Raw genomic sequence first — 17,295 nt, forward strand, 5'->3', positions numbered from 1 at the left:
TCATACCGGAGAAACATACCCCTCGTGCTTCCAAACGGGGAACCACACTCTTACTTCTCTTTACATTTGTGAAGATGGTGATAGAATATTATTCGATATACGAAATAGTTGAAAGATGCACCCCGGGGGTAAGAGAATGAAAGAGTTCAGAACCATCCTCCCCTTCGTATGGAAGAACCGGTGGAAATATGTATGGGGAATCCTCTGGATTATCCTGGTTGATGCATTGCAGATGGTGATCCCCAAGGTGATGGGAAGATTTATTGACGGACTGAAGGAGGGCACCATGACCAGCAAGGAGATGCTCCTCTTTTCCCTCGCCATCCTCCTATTGGCAGTGCTCATCTTCATTTTTCGGTATTTATGGCGTATTTTCATCTTCGGTACCGCAAGATCATTGGAATATGAACTGAGGAATCAGCTTTTCGCCCATTTTCAGAAGATGTCCACCCATTGGTTCTCCCACCACAAGGTGGGAGACTTAATGGCCCATGCCACCAATGATATTGGGGCTGTACGCCTCTCCTTCGGCAGCGGCATCGTTATGTCCTTGGATACCTTGGTGATGACCCTTCTCACCCTCACCATGATGGCTTCCACCATCAACTGGACCTTAACCCTTATCGCCCTGATCCCCCTTCCGGTTCTGGCCCTCACCACCCAAAGATTTGGAAAGGTGATCCATCGCCGCTTTCGCCAGGCCCAGGAGGCCTTCTCCCATTTGAGCGAACTGGCTCAGGAGAACTTCGCCGGCGCACGGGTGGTAAAGGCTTTCGTCCAGGAGGAGGCGGAAGTGGAGCGCTTTACCCAAGCCAACCGCAATTATTTGCAAAAAAACCTGTCCCTTATTCAGATCCAGTCCATCTACCAGCCGCTTCTCACCTTCTTTTCCGGTTTAAGCCTTTTTATCGTGTTAGGCTTCGGCGGAAAATTGGTGCTTGAAGGTGCCATCTCCCTTGGGGACTTTGTGGCTTTCACCTCGTATCTGGGGCTCCTTACCGGCCCCATGATGGCCATCGGCTGGGTGGTCAATATCCTGCAGAGGGGAGCCGCTTCCATGGAACGTCTGAACCGAATCTTCCGAACCCCTCCCGAGATTACCGACACTCCCGAAAAGGATGATTCGATCCGCGCTTTGCGCGGGGATATCGAGATTCAACGCCTTACCTTTCGCTATCCCGGCACCAAAAAAGAGGTGCTGAAGGAGATCTCCCTCCATATTCCGGCGGGAACAAGCCTCGCCATCGTCGGCAGGACAGGAAGCGGAAAGAGCACCCTCGTACACCTGTTGGCGCGCCTTTACGATGTGGAAGAGGGAGAAATACGGATCGACGGCCATCCCCTTCGCACCATCCCCCTGGATGTCCTTCGCCGGGATATTGGATTTGTTCCCCAGGATCACTTTCTTTTCTCCACCACGATTCGGGATAACATCGCTTTCGGGGTCGACCGGGCCGGGGAGGAAGAAGTGAGGAAAGCGGCGGAGGATGCTCAAATTTTGGAGAACATCCTGAACTTTCCCGAAAAGTTTCAGACCATGGTTGGAGAGCGGGGGGTTACATTGTCGGGAGGGCAGAAACAGCGGGTCGCCATCGCCCGAGCTCTCATCAAGAATCCGAAGATCCTGATTTTAGATGACAGCCTTTCGGCGGTGGATACCCAGACGGAAGAGCGGATTCTGGAACGGCTCAGGGAGATCATGAAGGAGAGGACCAGCATCCTCATCTCCCACCGCATCTCTACCGTTAAGGAAGCGGATCAGATCATCGTCCTGGAGGAAGGGAAGATCGTCGAGCGGGGGGATCATGCCTCCCTTCTCCGCCAAGGAGGAATCTATGCGGAGATGTACCGAAGGCAACTCTTGGAAGAGATGATCGGTTGACATATCTTTTTACCCGTTAAAGGAGAGAAATCCTCATGAGTCGTGATTCATTCCATGAAGAGGAAAAGTTGGGAAAGGTGTACGACTCGGCGCTGATGCGACGACTCCTCCGCTACGCCATTCCCTATCGGATCGGTATCTTTCTTTCCATCCTTCTCCTTTTTTTTATCACCATCACCGATTTGGCAGGACCCTACCTGATCAAGATCGCCATCGATGATCATCTCAATGCCTTAGGAAAACCGATGGCCGTATTTGAATCGGGTACGGAGCCTCGCCCAGGCATCTCTTTTCAAGGAAAAGTATATGTCCGGGAAAAAGATCCCGGTGAATGGGGCAAAAACAAGGAGATGGCGGAAATCATAAGCACCAAGGAGGGGACCTACCTTCTTTACGGTCTTTTGCCCGACCAAAATATGCCATATACCATCGAAAAAGGAGAGGATGGGAACCTCCACGCAAAACTTTCCGATGGGAGATTGATTCCGGCGAAGCCGTTAACCCCTGAAGAACTCTCCCTTTTCCGGAAAGGGGACCTGATAGCCGTTTATGGGATCGCCCTTCTTTTTCTGGGGATCCTCCTTCTCGGCATTCTCCTAAACTATATGCAAACCCGTCTTCTCCTCTCCACCGGACAAAAAATCATTTATGACATCCGGCAGGAACTCTTCGCCCATGTAGAGCGCCTCTCTCTCTCCTTCTTCGATAAAAATCCGGTCGGCCGTTTGGTCACCCGGGTGACAAACGATGTAGAGGCTTTAAACGACATGTTTACCTCGGTTCTCGTAAATCTTTTTAAAGATCTCTTTATCCTGTTGGGCATCATGGGGATCATGCTAAATCTAAACTGGAAGTTGGCCCTGATCAGTTTTCTCACCCTACCTCTCATCATCGCCGTCTCTTACCTCTATAAGAAGCTGGCCCGGGAGGTATTCCGCCAGGTGCGGGTGAAGATCGCCCGCATTAACGCCACCTTGGCCGAGAATCTTTCGGGCATGTTGATCGTCCATCTCTTCAAGAGAGAAAAGGAGCAATATCGCCAGTTTCACGAGATCAGCACGGACCATTTCCGCTCCAGTTGGCGGGAACTGCAAACCAATGCCCTCTTTCGGCCAATGATGGATCTCATCTATTCCGTCGGACTTGCCCTCCTCATCTGGTTCGGTGGGCAGGATGCCCTGAAAGGGGTGGTCCAGGTGGGGGTTCTCTATGCCTTTGTGGATTATTTAGGACGTTTTTTCCAACCCATCAATGACCTGACCGAAAAATATACCATCATGCAGTCGGCCATGGCCTCCTCCGAACGCATCTTTCAGTTGATGGACCAAAAGCCGGAAATCGAAAGTCCCTCCGCCCCTGTCCCCGTGGGACGTTTTAAAGGTGAAGTGAGATTCGACCATGTCTGGTTTCGGTACCGCCCTGAGGAATGGATCTTAAAAGATATCACTTTTCACGTAAATCCGGGAGAGGTGGTCGCCATTGTCGGAGCGACCGGCGCCGGCAAAAGTTCCATCATCCAGCTTTTAAGCCGCTTCTACGATATCCAAAAGGGTTCCATCACCATCGATGGAATCGATATCCGTTCGATGAAGGTAGAGGATCTCCGACGGAACATCGGCGTTGTCCTCCAGGATGTCTTCCTCTTCGCGGGCGATATCCGCTTCAACATCCGCCTTAACAATGAGAAGATTACGGATTCCGACATCGTTACGGCGGCAAAAATGGTAAATGCCCATTCATTTATCGAAAAACTGCCCAACCGGTATGATGAAGAGGTGCAGGAACGGGGGGTTACCCTCTCCAGCGGAGAACGACAGCTTCTCTCCTTTGCCCGTACCCTCGCTTTTCAGCCTTCCATCCTCGTTCTGGATGAGGCCACCTCCCATATCGATACGGAGACGGAACTTCTGATTCAAGATGCCCTTCAAAAACTTACAAAAGGACGAACCACCATCCTCATCGCCCACCGCCTCTCCACCATCCAGCATGCGGATCGGATTATCGTTCTTCATAAAGGGGAAATCAAGGAGATGGGAACACACCAGGAGTTGCTGCTGAAAAAAGGGCTCTATTACACCCTCTACCAACTTCAATATAAGGAAGAACTTCTCCCGAAAAAAAGGCCTGCGGCAGGCACTTGAGACACGCCCCTCCGCAGTCCTTCAAAAAATACTTGTTTTAAACGTTTCCTATCACACCTCCTGGATCCATTGAAGTAGAAAAGCGCGGCCTTTTTCCCATTCCAGGGAATGAACATAACGATTCCTCGACCTCTCCCAGGCCGTAAGACGCCTTTCGTCCTTTAAAAATGCCAAGATTTGCGGGAGAAACGGCTTGTTCTTCATCAAGGGAATGGCTAGCCCTTTACGTACCAAGATCTGAAAGTTCCTCTCCTCCTGGGCCGGAAGGGACGTATGTAGGAAGAGGGGAAGCCCTTTTTGGAGGGCTTCACTCACCGTCGCTCCTCCCGGTTTCGTGATGATTGCGTCCGCCCGGTCATAAAGGGCATTCATCTCCTCCCGGGAATCGATATACCGATGGGGAATGATTTGCGGATGGCCAAGGCGGGATAATTCTCTCCATACCTGCTCATTCTGTCCGCACAGCACATGAATTTCGGCCCCCAGCTCCTCTCCCTTCCCTCCCGGCAATTCATTGATTCCCAACCCCACACTTCCCCCTGCGAGAAGAATAACCGGACATTTCTTCCCTCCTATTCTCCTCTCAGAGGGGCGCAGGAAGATGGGATCGACAGGAATCCCGGTCACGAACAGTTTTCCCGGATCGATCCCTTCCCGGATCAATTTCTTCCTCTCTTCTTCCGTTGGAAGAAAATGAAGATCGATCCCCTCCCTCCCCCAAACATGATTGACATAATAATCGGTGTACACGTTAACCGCCGGAACCGATATTCTTCCGTTTCTTTTCAGGTGGCTCAGGAGCAACGATGGAAAAGCATGGGTGGCGATCACCAGATCCGGCTTTTCTTGAAGAAAGATCTCGTACAATTTCTCCCGAAAAAGCCGTTCGTAGGGCAAAAAGCTTTTCATCCTTTTAGGGCGCTCCGCCATCCGCCGGTAGAGCCAACCATACGTTTTGGGAGAGAGGGAGATCCAGCGCAAGTAGGCGGAAGTTACCCATTCTCCGATCTTCGGATGCGTGTGGCTTAACAGTTCAACTTTCTTCCCCTGAACCCCCGGCAGGGCGGCGGTGATCCACCGTTCCATTACATCTGCTACCCTCTCATGGCCGGACGGGATGGTGAGTAGAGGGAGATATAAAACCTTCGCCATGCTAACCCCCCTCCGTGAAAAGGATAAACCTGTTTCCAGTTTAGCCAAAGGAAGAAAAAAGTTTTCCCTTTTCACCATCTGAGGTATAATAATTGAGAAAAGAAGAAGAAATTGTGAAGAAGGAGAGAAATGGAATGATCGAGGTACATAGCCCCCTCATCGGGAAGGTTTTCGACTTTGAATCCTTTCAGGATGCCTTGGAGGAATTGGGTTTCTCTAAAAACGAAACGTACACCTATACCTATGCCGCCTTTGACCTTCCCCTGTTTAAGAGCAAGATCGAGGAAGATTATTATCTTCGCATCTTCGTCGATGCTGTGGAAGGGATGATTGAGAAACCGGACTGTAAGGTGCAGGTGAATGAGATACAGATCTTTAAAGCGAAATATCATAGGGGGATCTTCCATGAGGATGAGGTGCCTAAACCTTATGTGAAGAAAGCGGAAGAGATTCTGCAAAAAGTGCATGAGCGCTTGAATGTCCCGGCTGAGCTGACCATGACTGAAAAATAATTCGGACATCCACCCCTTCACGGGAGCGGTTTTTTCGTAATTTTTCCTTTACGTCCTGCTTAAAATCAAGTAGAATAATTGAGTGAAACATAATTTCGAAGCATAAAACGGGAGATCAGAGGGGTATATATGGAAGATGAGAAAAACTCCGTCCGCTCCGTGGAGCGAGCCCTAGATATTCTCCTCGGTTTTGCGAACGAACCTGAGATGGGGCTTACAGATATTGCGAAAAAGGTAAATCTCCATAAAAGCACGGTGTTTCGACTTTTGGGAACCTTGGAATTGAAAGGCTTCATTATTCGGGATCCCAAGACAGATAAATATCGGCTTGGGTATCGTATCTTGGAACTCGCTTCTAATCTCCATCGCCCGGACGATCCTTTTGCCATTCTCCTGCCGGAAATGGAGCAACTCAGGGATACTTTGGGAGAAACGGTTAGTCTATACATTCGGGAGGGCCTGGAGCGTATACGCATCCTGGCTGTGCAAAGCAATCAAACCATCCGCCGTTATGCCCCGATTGGGCAAAGAATGCCCCTTACGGTTGGGGCGTCCAGCAAAGTGCTGGTTGCCTTCGCCGACCCTTCCCTGTTCCAGATGATGAAGGACGAAATGATCTGGCCCAAAAACATCGATCCTGCCAAATATTTGTCCCAAATTGAAGAGATTCGCCGCCTGGGCTATGCCACCAGCATGGAGGAACGCGAACCGGGGGTTTCCGCGGTCAGTGCGCCCATCCTGAAACGAAACGGGGAAATCTTCGCCGCCTTAGCCGTATCAGGCCCGGTTCAACGTCTCATGCCTGCCCGAATGAAGGAGATTGCGCCCATCGTGGTTGAAGCGGCCAACCGCATGAGCAGGATGATTAGCTAAAATCTTTCATTTCTTAAAGAACTTTGTTTAAGAAGGCTCTTGTCCTTTCATTCTTGGGAGAACCAAAGATCTCTTCGGGACTCCCTTCCTCTACCAAAGCTCCTTGATCCATAAAAATGACTCGATCCCCAACCTCCCTGGCGAAACCCATCTCATGGGTAACCACCACCATGGTCATCCCCTCTTTCGCCAGATCCTTCATAACATCCAAAACCTCTTTTACCATCTCCGGATCTAACGCGGAGGTGGGCTCATCGAAGAGCATGATCTTGGGTTGCATGGCTAACGCCCTGGCGATGGCCACCCTCTGCTGCTGGCCGCCCGAGAGCTCCTCCGGGAAACTGGCCGCTTTTTCCTCCAACCCTACCTTTTTTAACAGTTGATAGGCTCGCGACTCCGCTTCTTGGCGGGAGATCTTTCTCACCTTCATGGGAGCTAAGGTGATGTTCTCCAGCACCGTTTTATGAGGGAAAAGGTTAAATTGTTGAAAAACCATCCCCACCTCCCTGCGGATCAGGTTAATATCCGTCTTCTTGTGATTTAGCCGTACCCCCTCGATATAGATCTCCCCGCTGTTTACGTCCTCCAAGTAGTTAAGGCAGCGCAAGAGCGTACTCTTTCCCGATCCGGAAGGGCCGATGATGACAACCACCTCCTGGGGATAAATCTCCATGCTTACTTCCTTTAAAACCTGATGATTCCCGAAAAACTTCGAGATCTTTCGGACGGAGATAATGGCCTCTCCCTTTTCCTCTCTCTTAAGAAGTGCGTCCTTCATTGGAAAATCTCCTTTCTAATCCATGAACGATGCGGGATAGAATCAGTGTGAGAATCAAATAGAGGACGGCAGCAGGAAAATACGCCTCCCAGGGACGCAAGGTGGAGCCTTGAATAATCCGGCTCGCATTGGCCAACTCCGGCGCAGAGATGGCAGCCAGGAGAGAGGAATCCTTTAGAAGCGCAATAAATTCATTCCCCAAGGGAGGGATCATCCGTTTAAAGGCTTGCGGAAGGATGATATGCGCCATCGCCTGCCCATGGGTTAAACCTAGAGAGCGCGCTGCCTCCATCTGTCCCTTTCCGATCGATTGAATACCCGCCCGAAAGATCTCTGCGATATAGGCTCCACTGTTCAAAGAAAGAGCCACCATCCCGGAGAAAACGGGCCCTTTCGATTCACCAAAAATGGAGGGAATCACGGCAAAATGAATTAAAAGGATTTGCACGTATAAAGGAGTCCCTCGAAAAAAGGTAATATAAAGGATAGAGGGCATGGAAAGCAGCTTGTACTTCGAAATTTTTCCCAACCCAAAGAGGAGTCCCAGGATCAGGCCGAAGGCTACCCCGACTACCGTAAGTAAAATGGTAAGCCAAATGCCGTTTAAGAATAGGGCCCGGTAAGCCCATACAATATCCCAACGAAAATCAATCAGCGGAAGTCCCTCCGTCTCTTTTTGTTTATTTTTATCTCTATCATGCGGCAAACTTCATGATAAAGCAAGGAATTTTTCTGCAAGAAAGGAATATTCACAAAGAAAGATCCCCTCATTCGATCGAAAAGGGGATCCCATTTTTCCGACATCTTTTCCTTAAACAACCATCAACGATGAACTTTCACGTGAAAAGAGCATTGTTTTGACTGAACGGCCATGAACAGATTATTTCAGATCCTGGCCGAAGATCTCCTTCAACCCACCGTTTTCTTTCAATTTCTTTATCGCAGCATTTAACGTGTCAAGGAGTTCTTGATTCCCCTTCTTTACCAATAATCCATAATACTCCTTTTCAAATGTGGGGTCTTCGATGATCTTCAATTTCTTGTCCGGGTTCTGCTTTACGAATTCCATCACGACGGCATTATCGGCCACCACCGCATCGGATCCATTAATCAGCATATCCTGAATCGCCAGGGGCGTGCTTTCAAAAGGTTTAATCTGTGGGCTGGTGGCTCCCAACAATTTCTTTACCGCCTCATGCCCCGTGGTGCTGTTTTGCACGGCCACCCTCTTTGTCTTTAAGTCTTCAAACTTGGTCACGTCGGACCCTTCCGGCACCAAAATGAGCTGATTGGCCACGAAATAAGGATCGGTAAAATCGTACGTTTGTTTCCTCTCATCGGTGATCGTAATGGCGGAGGCGGCAAAATCTACTTCTCCGTTCTTAACCGCTTCAAAGAGAGGATCCCACGCAATATTCTTCACCTCAACCTCAAAGCCACCCACTTCCGCCAATTTTTTCACGAAATCAATGTCCAGTCCTACGATCTCCCCATTTGGCGCTACCGACTCAAAAGGAGCGTAAGCGGCATCGCTTCCCACGATATATTTCTTCTTCGCCGTTCCCTGATCGGAAGTGGTCCCGTTCGCGTCGGTTTGACCGGCAGAGGGAGAGCCGCCTTCGTTTGGCGCAGCTGTCTTAGATCCGCATGCGGAAAGGATCAATCCCATTGCTAAAAAGAGAATAAGTAAAGGAAATAATGCTCTCGTTCCTCTCATGCTAAAATACCCCCGTTTTTTTGTAAGATTGTAAACTAATACACTACCTCATTAAAAAAATCATGAATTAATTATACATGTCGTTTCATAATTATTCAATGAAATGATTTTCTATAGAAGTAATATTTTTTGCGCTATGTATCATCGAATGAAAGAAGTAAAAAAATATACAAAACCTTAACTTGAAATGATAGGAAATGTTAGGTAGACTAAAAATATTAAAATGTTAAAAGACGATCTATTCCGACCACTCGATTCTCTCAGGTGATATCCCGATATGAGATCAAGGAGGATGAAACCCATGAAACCGAGTCAAGAGGACATCTATCTTTTTCATGAAGGCACCCTTTACTTCGCCTATCTAACTTTCGGTTCACATCCCGACAATGAAAACGGGATGGATGGCGTCCGCTTTACCGTATGGGCTCCTCATGCACGTTCCGTGCGGGTGGTTGGTGATTTTAACCGGTGGTGCGGCGATCATCATGAGATGGAACATCTCGAGTCAGGGATCTGGCACCTCTTTATCCCCTCCCTAAGGGAAGGAGAGCTCTATAAGTATGAGGTGATCACCGCCCAAGGAGAACGAATTTTTAAGGCGGATCCCTTTGCCTTTTCCTCCGAGTTAAAACCAAAAACAGCTTCCGTGATCGTCGATTTGCAAAAATTAAGGAAGTACCCATGGGGCGACCAGGCATGGCAGGAATGGAAGCGGGAACATCCTCCCTATGAAAGCCCGATGAACATCTATGAAGTACACTTTGGAACGTGGAAAAGGAAAGAAGACGGCACCTCCCTCACCTATCGGGAAATGGCCGATTCCCTTATCGATTACGTCTCCGAGATGGGATATACTCACATCGAGCTTCTCCCCCTGATGGAACATCCATATGACCGGTCCTGGGGTTACCAAATCACCGGATATTATGCGATAACCAGCCGCTATGGGTCACCGGAAGACTTTCAATATTTCGTAGATCGTTGCCATCAAAAAGGGATTGGAGTGATCCTCGACTGGGTTCCCAGCCATTTCGTCAAGGACGAACATGGGCTTGGCCTTTGGGACGGAACTCCCCTTTATGAATATGCGGAAACTTGGAGAGCCGAAAATGAAGGGTGGGGAACGCTCAATTTCGATTTGGGCAAGGGAGAAGTACATAGCTTTCTCATCTCGAACGCCATATTCTACCTCGATATTTATCATGTGGACGGGATTCGGGTGGATGCGGTGGCCTCCATGCTCTACCGGGATTATGGAAAGAAAGAGGGAGATTGGGTTCCCAATCAAAAGGGAGGAAAAGAGAACCTGGAAGGGATTGAATTCCTTCGCAAGCTGAATAAGGCGGTCTTTCATTATTTCCCCCACACCTTGATGGTGGCCGAAGACTCCACGGCCTGGCCTCTGGTTACCGCTCCCACCTATGCGGGAGGATTAGGATTTAACTTTAAATGGAACATGGGTTGGATGAATGATATGCTCCGTTATATGGGAATGGATCCCATCTATCGTAAACATCACCATAATCTGGTTACGTTCTCTTTCTTCTACGCTTTCTCCGAAAATTTCATCCTTCCCATCTCCCACGACGAGGTGGTATACGGCAAGCGCTCCCTTCTCAATAAGATGCCGGGCGATTATTGGCAAAAATTTGCCTCTTTCCGGGCTTTCTTGGGCTATATGATGACACATCCGGGGAAGAAGCTCTTGATGATGGGAACCGAATTCGCTCAATGGGACGAGTGGAAAGATGAAAGTTCCCTCGATTGGTTCCTCTTGGATCAATATGAAACCCACCGGAAAGCCCACCGATATATGAAGGAGCTAAATCATTTCTATCTTACCCACCCCGCCCTTTGGGAATGGGATCACAAGCAGGAAGGCTTCCAGTGGATTGATGCCAACAATCGGGATCAGAGCATCCTCGTCTTTACCCGCCGGGGAGTAGAGGAACGTTGTTTCCTTCTTATCGTCGTTAATTTTACGCCTGTGTACTACGAGTCATTTCGTATTGGTGTTCCAATTCCTGGAGAATATAAAGAAGTGTTTAACAGCGATCGTTCCATATATGGTGGGTCCAAAAAATTGAATTCCGGAAAGCTCCTCTCGGAAGGGACCGCATGGCACGGACAAAAGCACAGTCTAGAGATAAAGGTTCCTCCTCTTTCCTGCATCATTTTCGAACACATCGAAGAAGTGAAAGATCCATGCAAGAGGAGCATACCCCGTTTTATCCCTACCCGCCGGCGAAAAAAGTGAGAAAAGTGAAAAGGGAAGTTTAAGAAAGGATCTCGCATAGATTGGGAAGGGATCATGCAATCCGGAGGGAGGTTAACCATGAAAGTTCTCTTTGCTGCCGCGGAATGTACGCCATTCGTTAAAACAGGGGGATTGGGAGAGGTCATCGGCTCGCTGCCAAAGGAACTAAAGAAAAATGGTGTGGATGCCCGGGTGATTCTCCCCAAATATGGCGCGATCGGGGAAGATTTCCGAAAACAAATGCGCCTCCTGCGGGAGTTTACGGTTCCCCTCAGCTGGCGCCAGCAATATGGGGGAATCTACGAACTGGTTTGGAACGGCATTCCTTACTATTTCATCGATAACGAATACTATTTCAAGAGGGATGCCATTTACGGCTTCGGTGGTGCTATGGATGAAGGAGAACGGTTTGCTTACTTCTCCAAAGCGGTGTTGGAATCGATTCTCCACCTGGATTGGACCCCTGACCTTCTTCATCTCCACGATTGGCAAACGGCCCTCATTCCCGTCTTTTATCATGCATTTTACCGTTATTCACCCCTCTATGAAGGAATGAAAATGATTCTTACCATTCATAATTTGAAGTACCAAGGGGTGTTCTCCTCCAACCTCCTGACCGATGTTTTAGGCATAGGATGGGAATATTTTACTCCGGATAGACTGGAATACTATGGGAATCTTAACTTCTTGAAGGGTGGAATCGCCTTTGCCGATGCCATCACCACCGTAAGCAAATCTTACGCGGAAGAGATCCAAAATCCTTATTTTGGCGAAGGACTGGATGGCTTGCTCCGGGCACGCACCTCTCGCCTCTTCGGTATCGTAAACGGCATCGACTACGATTCATACAATCCCGAAAAAGACCTTTCCCTTCCCTACCCTTACCGCGACAATCCGGAGGAGAAACAGAAAAATAAAGCGCCTGTACAAGAGAGGTTTCATCTGCCCGTGGGAAAAGAGCACATGATGGTGATCATGGTCACCCGCCTCGTGGAACAAAAAGGGATCGACTTGATCATGCGGGTTTTGCCGGAAATGATGGAAGAGGATGTACAGCTTATTATCTTCGGTTCCGGAGAAGCAAGATATGAAGGATTCTTCCGTCATGCGGAGCACTTGTATCCAGACCAGCTCCGCATACATACAAAATATGAGGATGAATTGGCCCGCCAATTATACGGTGCAGGCGATCTTCTCCTAATGCCCTCCCGCTTTGAACCCTGCGGAATCAGCCAGATGATCGCCATGCGCTACCTCACCGTACCTCTGGTGCGGGAGACGGGAGGACTAAAAGATACGGTTCAAGCTTATAATCCGGCGACCGGCGAGGGAGATGGATTTACCTTCCACGACTATAATGCCCATGAACTGTTGTACGCTTTCCGTCGAGCAACGCAATTATACAAAGACCAAGAGGCATGGGGGAAATTGTTGAAAAATCTATTAAAAAAGGATTGCAGCTGGTCTACATCCGCTCGCTCGTATAGAGAACTGTATGAGAAAGTTTTACATGGAGGTGGTTCGTAATGTTCAGAGATAAGGAGAGTTTTAAACAGGCTTTCCAGGAAAGGTTGGAAAGTTTCTATGGGAAGAGCCTGACAGAAACCACACAGTTGGAACGCTACTCTACTCTGGCCAATATGGTCAGGGAACATGTGAGCACGGATTGGATCCAAACGAACCGCCTTTATAAGAAGACAGGGGCAAAAAAGGTTTATTATATTTCCATGGAATTTCTGATGGGACGTTTGCTCCGCTCTTACCTGATCCATTTGGGCATTTATGACCTTTGCGCCGAAGGCCTGGAGGATTTGGGGATTTCCCTCAGGGCGTTGGAAGAAGAGGAGCGGGACCCCGGACTTGGAAGCGGTGGTCTAGGAAGACTGGCCGCCGATTTCCTTGATTCCATGGCCGCACTCAAACTCCCCGGTCATGCCTATGGGATCCGCTACCGAAACGGCCTTTTTGAACAAAAGATCGTGGACGGGTATCAGGTGGAGGTTCCCGACTATTGGCTGCAAGAGGGATATGATTGGGAGGTTCGCCGTTTCGATCGCTCTGTCGAGGTTCATTTCGGCGGAAAGGTATGGATGGAGAAAGTGAGGGGGCGGCTTTTCTTTCATCACGAAGGATATGAATCGGTTCTCGCCGTCCCGTACTATGTGCCGATCGTCGGATATCGAAACAAAATCGTCAATACGCTCCGTCTCTGGAGCGCAGAATCGATCTTCAAAGAGTTTAACATTAATGCGTTAAGCGAGCGGGATTATACCCGAATGATGGACTATAAACGGTCTACGGAAGCCATCTCCGGTTTCCTCTATCCTGCGGATTCCACTCTCTCAGGCAAAATTCTTCGGATCAAACAGCAATATTTCCTCGTCTCCGCCTCCCTTCAGGATTTGATCAAGCGATATAAACGAATGGGGGGGGACCTTCGCCGCCTTCCTGAGAAGATTGCCATTCACATTAATGACACACATCCCTCCCTGGCGATCCCCGAGATGATGCGCATTCTGATGGATGAAGAAGGTTTTGGCTGGGAGGAAGCCTGGAATCTGACGGTACAAACTTTTTCCTACACGAACCACACCATTCTCGCTGAAGCCTTGGAAAAATGGCCCATCGATATGATTCAAAAACTCTTGCCCCGCATCTATATGATTATCCATGAAATTAACGAACGCTTCTGCCAAGATTTATGGAAAAAACATCCGGGCGACTGGGATCGGATTCATCAGATGGCCGTGGAGGCGGACGGTCAGGTAAAGATGGCCCATCTAGCCATCGTAGGCAGTCACAGCGTAAACGGGGTTTCGGAAATTCATACCGATATTTTGAAGGAAAAGGTGATGAACCTCTTCTACCAGGAGACGCCCCAAAAGTTTAATAATAAGACCAACGGAATCTCCCATCGCCGGTGGCTCCTTACCGCCAATCCCCGATTGAGCCGACTCATCAGCGAGCAAATCGGTGGAGGCTGGATTGAGAATCCTCTAGGTTTAAATCGGCTGCTTGATGTCCTAGACAACTGCTCTTTTCTCGATGAACTGCAAAAGGTAAAACGAAAGAATAAGGAAGAATTGTCCAGCTATGTTAAGAGGAAATATGGGATCCCAATCGACCCTGCTTCCATCTTCGATGCCCATATTAAACGAATCCACGCCTATAAACGGCAGCTTCTAAATATCCTGCACGTCTTTTATCTCTATCTCCGCTTAAAAGAGGAACCGAACCGGGAAATGGTTCCCCACACCTTCCTCTTCGCAGGGAAGGCGGCTCCCAATTATTATTACGCCAAAGCGATCATTAAACTGATCCATAGCGTGGCCGACTTGGTCAATCGGGACCCGACGGTGAAAGACCGCCTGAAAGTGATTTTCCTAGAGAATTATGGAGTTACCTTGGCAGAGCGGATTATCCCTGCGGCCGATGTGAGCGAGCAAATCTCCACCGCCAGCCAAGAAGCCTCCGGGACAGGAAATATGAAGTTCATGATGAATGGAGCCATTACCATCGGCACATTGGACGGGGCCAATGTGGAGATTCTGGAAGCGGTGGGGGAAGAGAATCTCTTCCTCTTCGGCTTGAAAGCGGAAGAGGTTCTGGAGTATTACGCGAGGGGAGGGTATCAAGCCAGGGAACTTTACCGGAAAGATGACCGGATTCCCATGGTTCTCGAACCCCTCGTCAGTGGGTTTTTCCACAGCGGCTATGAGGAATTTCACGCCCTTTACCACTCCCTCATCACCGATAACGATCCCTTCTTCGTCTTAAAGGATTTTGACTCTTATGTGTCGGCCCATGAACGGCTGGAAAAAGCCTACCTTGACAGAGACCGATGGAACCGAATGAGTCTAATCCAAATCGCCCAATCCGGCAGGTTCTCAAGCGACGGAACCATCCGGAAATATGCCGATGAGATTTGGGAAATTAGATCCATAGAGGAGAGCGGACAGATTGATCAACCAACACGAAGTGATTCATGATTCACACGATCCATTATTTCGCCGTCCCTTCGGGGCTCTCCCTACCTGCGGGAAGTTAACCCTATCCATTTGGGTGAGCGTTGCCTTCCCTGCGGAACAAATACGAGTACGGATTTTTCAGGATGGAGAAAAGGAGGGGGAGGAATATCCCCTCCTTCTTGTTGAAGAAGGACTTCCCCGAGAAACGCTCCGGTGGGGGAAAAACCCCATTCCAATCGGCCCATTTTTCATCGCTTCCCGGCATGTGGAGGGGGGAAACGAGGGAAACGTTCTCGGCCGCCTTTACCAGACGGAGATCCCCCTTCCTTCCGAACCGGGGCTTCTCTGGTATTATTTTCTACTCCAGGATGGGGATCGCTGTTATTATTATGGGAACAACACCCGCGGTCAGGGAGGCATCGGAGAACTAACCGCCATGGAACCCCTGCCTTATCAGATAACGCTGTATGAGCAAGGATTTAAAACCCCCTCCTGGTTTAAGCAGGGGATTGTTTATCAGATTTTCGTCGATCGTTTTTTTAATGGGAACGAGGATGGCAGGATCCTCCATCCCAAGAGGAATGCCCTCCTCCATGCCCATTGGGAGGATGATCCCCTGTATATCCGGGATGAGCGGGGACATGTGATCCGATGGAATTTTTTCGGAGGGAATCTCCTGGGCGTTTTAAAGAAACTCCCTTACCTTAAGCAATTAGGAATTACCGCAATATACTTTAATCCCATCTTTGAATCTTCCAGCAATCATAAGTATGATACAGGGGATTATCATAAAATCGATCCCATGTATGGGGATGAGTCCCTCTTCCAAACGTTATGTCAAGCGGCGGAAAAAGAAGGGATCCGCATCATTCTGGACGGGGTCTTTAACCATACGGGAAGCGATAGCAAATATTTTAATAAAGAGGGGAATTATCCCACCTTAGGAGCATACCAATCCCCCCGGTCCCCCTACTATTCCTGGTATCGGTTTTCCCAATACCCCGATCATTACGATTCCTGGTGGGGAATTGAGAACATGCCCAGTGTAAATGAGTTGGAGCCCAGTTACCTTCATTTTATCATTGACGGCGAGGATAGTGTGCTCAGACATTGGAGCCGCGCCGGGATTAAAGGATGGCGCTTTGATGTGGCCGACGAGCTCCCGGACCTGTTCATCGAACATTTCCGTGAGGTACAAAAAGAGGTGGATCCGGAAGCCGTCCTGATTGGGGAGGTTTGGGAAGATGCCTCCAACAAAGTGAGTTACGGAAAGAGGAGAAAGTATCTTTCAGGGAGGCAGTTTGATTCCATCATGAATTACCCCCTGCGGGAAATCATGATACATTTCATGTTGGGCAAGAAGAGTGGGGAAGATACCCATCGGGCGATCATGAGCCTCTATGAAAATTATCCCCGGGAGCATTTCTTCTCCCTCCTCAATATGCTAAGTACCCATGACACGCCAAGGATTCTTACGGTGATGAAGGAAGAGATCCCTAGCCAGTATGAGGAGGACATAAGGTATGAGATCGCCTCGAGACGCCTTCGCCTCCTCATTATGTGGCAGATGACCTTTCCGGGTGTTCCTCATATTTTTTACGGGGATGAGGCGGGGCTTGAAGGAAAGCAGGATCCGGACAACCGGCGCACTTACCCTTGGGGACGGGAGAATCAAGAGATGATGGAATGGTATAAGAAAATGATTCGGTTAAGGCAAAGTCTTCCCCCTCTTTTTGAAGGAGATTGGCATTCCCTCTCGTTGGGGGAGGATCTCTACGGCTATAACTGGAATTTCAAGGGGTATCCCCAGTCTCTCCTTGTAGTTCTCAACCGAAGTCTTTCCCAAGAAGAGCAGATTTCTATCCTTCCTTCTCATCCCCGTCCGCTTATGGTCATCAACTTGCTTACGGGAGAGAGATTTACGTTAGAGGAAGGGGATCTGACCCTCACCCTTTCTCCCTTAGAAGGGAAGCTCCTTTTATTCCAATGGAAATAATTGAATGTCCACAATCTAC

At 49.0% G+C, this 17,295-nt stretch carries 12 protein-coding genes; 8 read left to right on the plus strand and 4 right to left on the minus strand.

Going from position 1 to position 17,295, the window contains the following annotated elements:
* The first annotated feature begins 136 nt into the window (after positions 1-136).
* The gene (locus tag THEAE_RS0111060) at positions 137-1,882 is read left to right on the plus strand and encodes an ABC transporter ATP-binding protein (RefSeq protein WP_028987511.1); all 1,746 of its coding nucleotides are present in this window, start codon (positions 137-139) and stop codon (positions 1,880-1,882) included.
* Between the two features lie 35 nt (positions 1,883-1,917).
* Complete coding sequence (locus tag THEAE_RS0111065; RefSeq protein ID WP_028987512.1) at positions 1,918-4,023, plus strand: ABC transporter ATP-binding protein; 2,106 nt, start codon at positions 1,918-1,920, stop codon at positions 4,021-4,023.
* 51 nt (positions 4,024-4,074) lie between these two features.
* On the opposite strand, the gene THEAE_RS20725 is transcribed toward THEAE_RS0111065, so the two are convergent.
* The gene (locus tag THEAE_RS20725) at positions 4,075-5,175 is read right to left on the minus strand and encodes an MGDG synthase family glycosyltransferase (protein ID WP_052329934.1); all 1,101 of its coding nucleotides are present in this window, start codon (positions 5,173-5,175) and stop codon (positions 4,075-4,077) included.
* A 134-nt stretch (positions 5,176-5,309) separates the two neighbouring features.
* Here THEAE_RS20725 and THEAE_RS0111080 point away from each other — a divergent pair, with 134 nt between their 5' ends.
* Positions 5,310-5,687 (plus strand): YugN family protein, encoded by a 378-nt coding sequence (locus tag THEAE_RS0111080; protein WP_005581784.1) that lies wholly within the window; start codon positions 5,310-5,312, stop codon positions 5,685-5,687.
* A gap of 129 nt (positions 5,688-5,816) precedes the next feature.
* Positions 5,817-6,560 (plus strand): IclR family transcriptional regulator, encoded by a 744-nt coding sequence (locus THEAE_RS0111085; RefSeq protein ID WP_005581785.1) that lies wholly within the window; start codon positions 5,817-5,819, stop codon positions 6,558-6,560.
* 13 nt (positions 6,561-6,573) lie between these two features.
* Here the strand turns inward: THEAE_RS0111085 and THEAE_RS0111090 are convergent, their stop codons facing one another.
* The 3 genes from THEAE_RS0111090 to THEAE_RS0111105 form a co-directional block, all read right to left on the minus strand.
* The gene (locus THEAE_RS0111090; RefSeq protein ID WP_028987514.1) at positions 6,574-7,296 is read right to left on the minus strand and encodes an amino acid ABC transporter ATP-binding protein; all 723 of its coding nucleotides are present in this window, start codon (positions 7,294-7,296) and stop codon (positions 6,574-6,576) included.
* Positions 7,297-7,318: 22 nt separating this feature from the next.
* Entirely contained in the window at positions 7,319-7,990 is a 672-nt protein-coding gene (locus THEAE_RS0111095; protein WP_028987515.1) for an amino acid ABC transporter permease, read from the minus strand.
* Between the two features lie 228 nt (positions 7,991-8,218).
* Complete coding sequence (locus tag THEAE_RS0111105; protein ID WP_005581788.1) at positions 8,219-9,055, minus strand: basic amino acid ABC transporter substrate-binding protein; 837 nt, start codon at positions 9,053-9,055, stop codon at positions 8,219-8,221.
* 292 nt (positions 9,056-9,347) lie between these two features.
* On the opposite strand from THEAE_RS0111105, the gene glgB reads away from it, so the two are divergent.
* The 4 genes from glgB (at position 9,348) to THEAE_RS0111125 (ending at position 17,276) form a co-directional block, all read left to right on the plus strand.
* On the plus strand, positions 9,348-11,312 hold the full coding sequence (glgB, locus tag THEAE_RS0111110; protein WP_028987516.1) for a 1,4-alpha-glucan branching protein GlgB: 1,965 nt from the start codon (positions 9,348-9,350) through the stop codon (positions 11,310-11,312).
* Between the two features lie 78 nt (positions 11,313-11,390).
* Positions 11,391-12,839 carry a glycogen synthase GlgA gene (gene glgA / locus THEAE_RS0111115; RefSeq protein ID WP_028987517.1) on the plus strand — a complete coding sequence of 483 codons (1,449 nt, stop codon included), beginning with the start codon at positions 11,391-11,393 and terminating at the stop codon, positions 12,837-12,839.
* Positions 12,839-15,301 (plus strand): glycogen/starch/alpha-glucan phosphorylase, encoded by a 2,463-nt coding sequence (locus THEAE_RS0111120; protein ID WP_028987518.1) that lies wholly within the window; start codon positions 12,839-12,841, stop codon positions 15,299-15,301. The genes glgA and THEAE_RS0111120 overlap by 1 nt, the downstream gene beginning before the upstream one ends.
* On the plus strand, positions 15,273-17,276 hold the full coding sequence (locus THEAE_RS0111125; RefSeq protein WP_052329936.1) for a glycoside hydrolase family 13 protein: 2,004 nt from the start codon (positions 15,273-15,275) through the stop codon (positions 17,274-17,276). Before THEAE_RS0111120 ends, THEAE_RS0111125 begins: the two co-directional genes overlap by 29 nt.
* The last annotated feature ends 19 nt before the right edge of the window (positions 17,277-17,295 follow it).

The organism is Thermicanus aegyptius DSM 12793, from assembly GCF_000510645.1.
Classification (GTDB): Bacteria; Bacillota; Bacilli; order Thermicanales; family Thermicanaceae; genus Thermicanus; species Thermicanus aegyptius.

Excerpts from the sequence above, each read along its gene's own strand:
- THEAE_RS0111060 (WP_028987511.1), top strand. The coding sequence starts at position 137 with ATGAAAGAGTTCAGAACCATCCTCCCCTTCGTATGGAAGAACCGGTGG.
- THEAE_RS0111065 (WP_028987512.1), top strand. The coding sequence starts at position 1,918 with ATGAGTCGTGATTCATTCCATGAAGAGGAAAAGTTGGGAAAGGTGTAC.
- THEAE_RS20725 (WP_052329934.1), bottom strand. The coding sequence starts at position 5,175 with ATGGCGAAGGTTTTATATCTCCCTCTACTCACCATCCCGTCCGGCCAT.
- THEAE_RS0111080 (WP_005581784.1), top strand. The coding sequence starts at position 5,310 with ATGATCGAGGTACATAGCCCCCTCATCGGGAAGGTTTTCGACTTTGAA.
- THEAE_RS0111085 (WP_005581785.1), top strand. The coding sequence starts at position 5,817 with ATGGAAGATGAGAAAAACTCCGTCCGCTCCGTGGAGCGAGCCCTAGAT.
- THEAE_RS0111105 (WP_005581788.1), bottom strand. The coding sequence starts at position 9,055 with ATGAGAGGAACGAGAGCATTATTTCCTTTACTTATTCTCTTTTTAGCA.
- glgB (WP_028987516.1), top strand. The coding sequence starts at position 9,348 with ATGAAACCCATGAAACCGAGTCAAGAGGACATCTATCTTTTTCATGAA.
- glgA (WP_028987517.1), top strand. The coding sequence starts at position 11,391 with ATGAAAGTTCTCTTTGCTGCCGCGGAATGTACGCCATTCGTTAAAACA.
- THEAE_RS0111120 (WP_028987518.1), top strand. The coding sequence starts at position 12,839 with ATGTTCAGAGATAAGGAGAGTTTTAAACAGGCTTTCCAGGAAAGGTTG.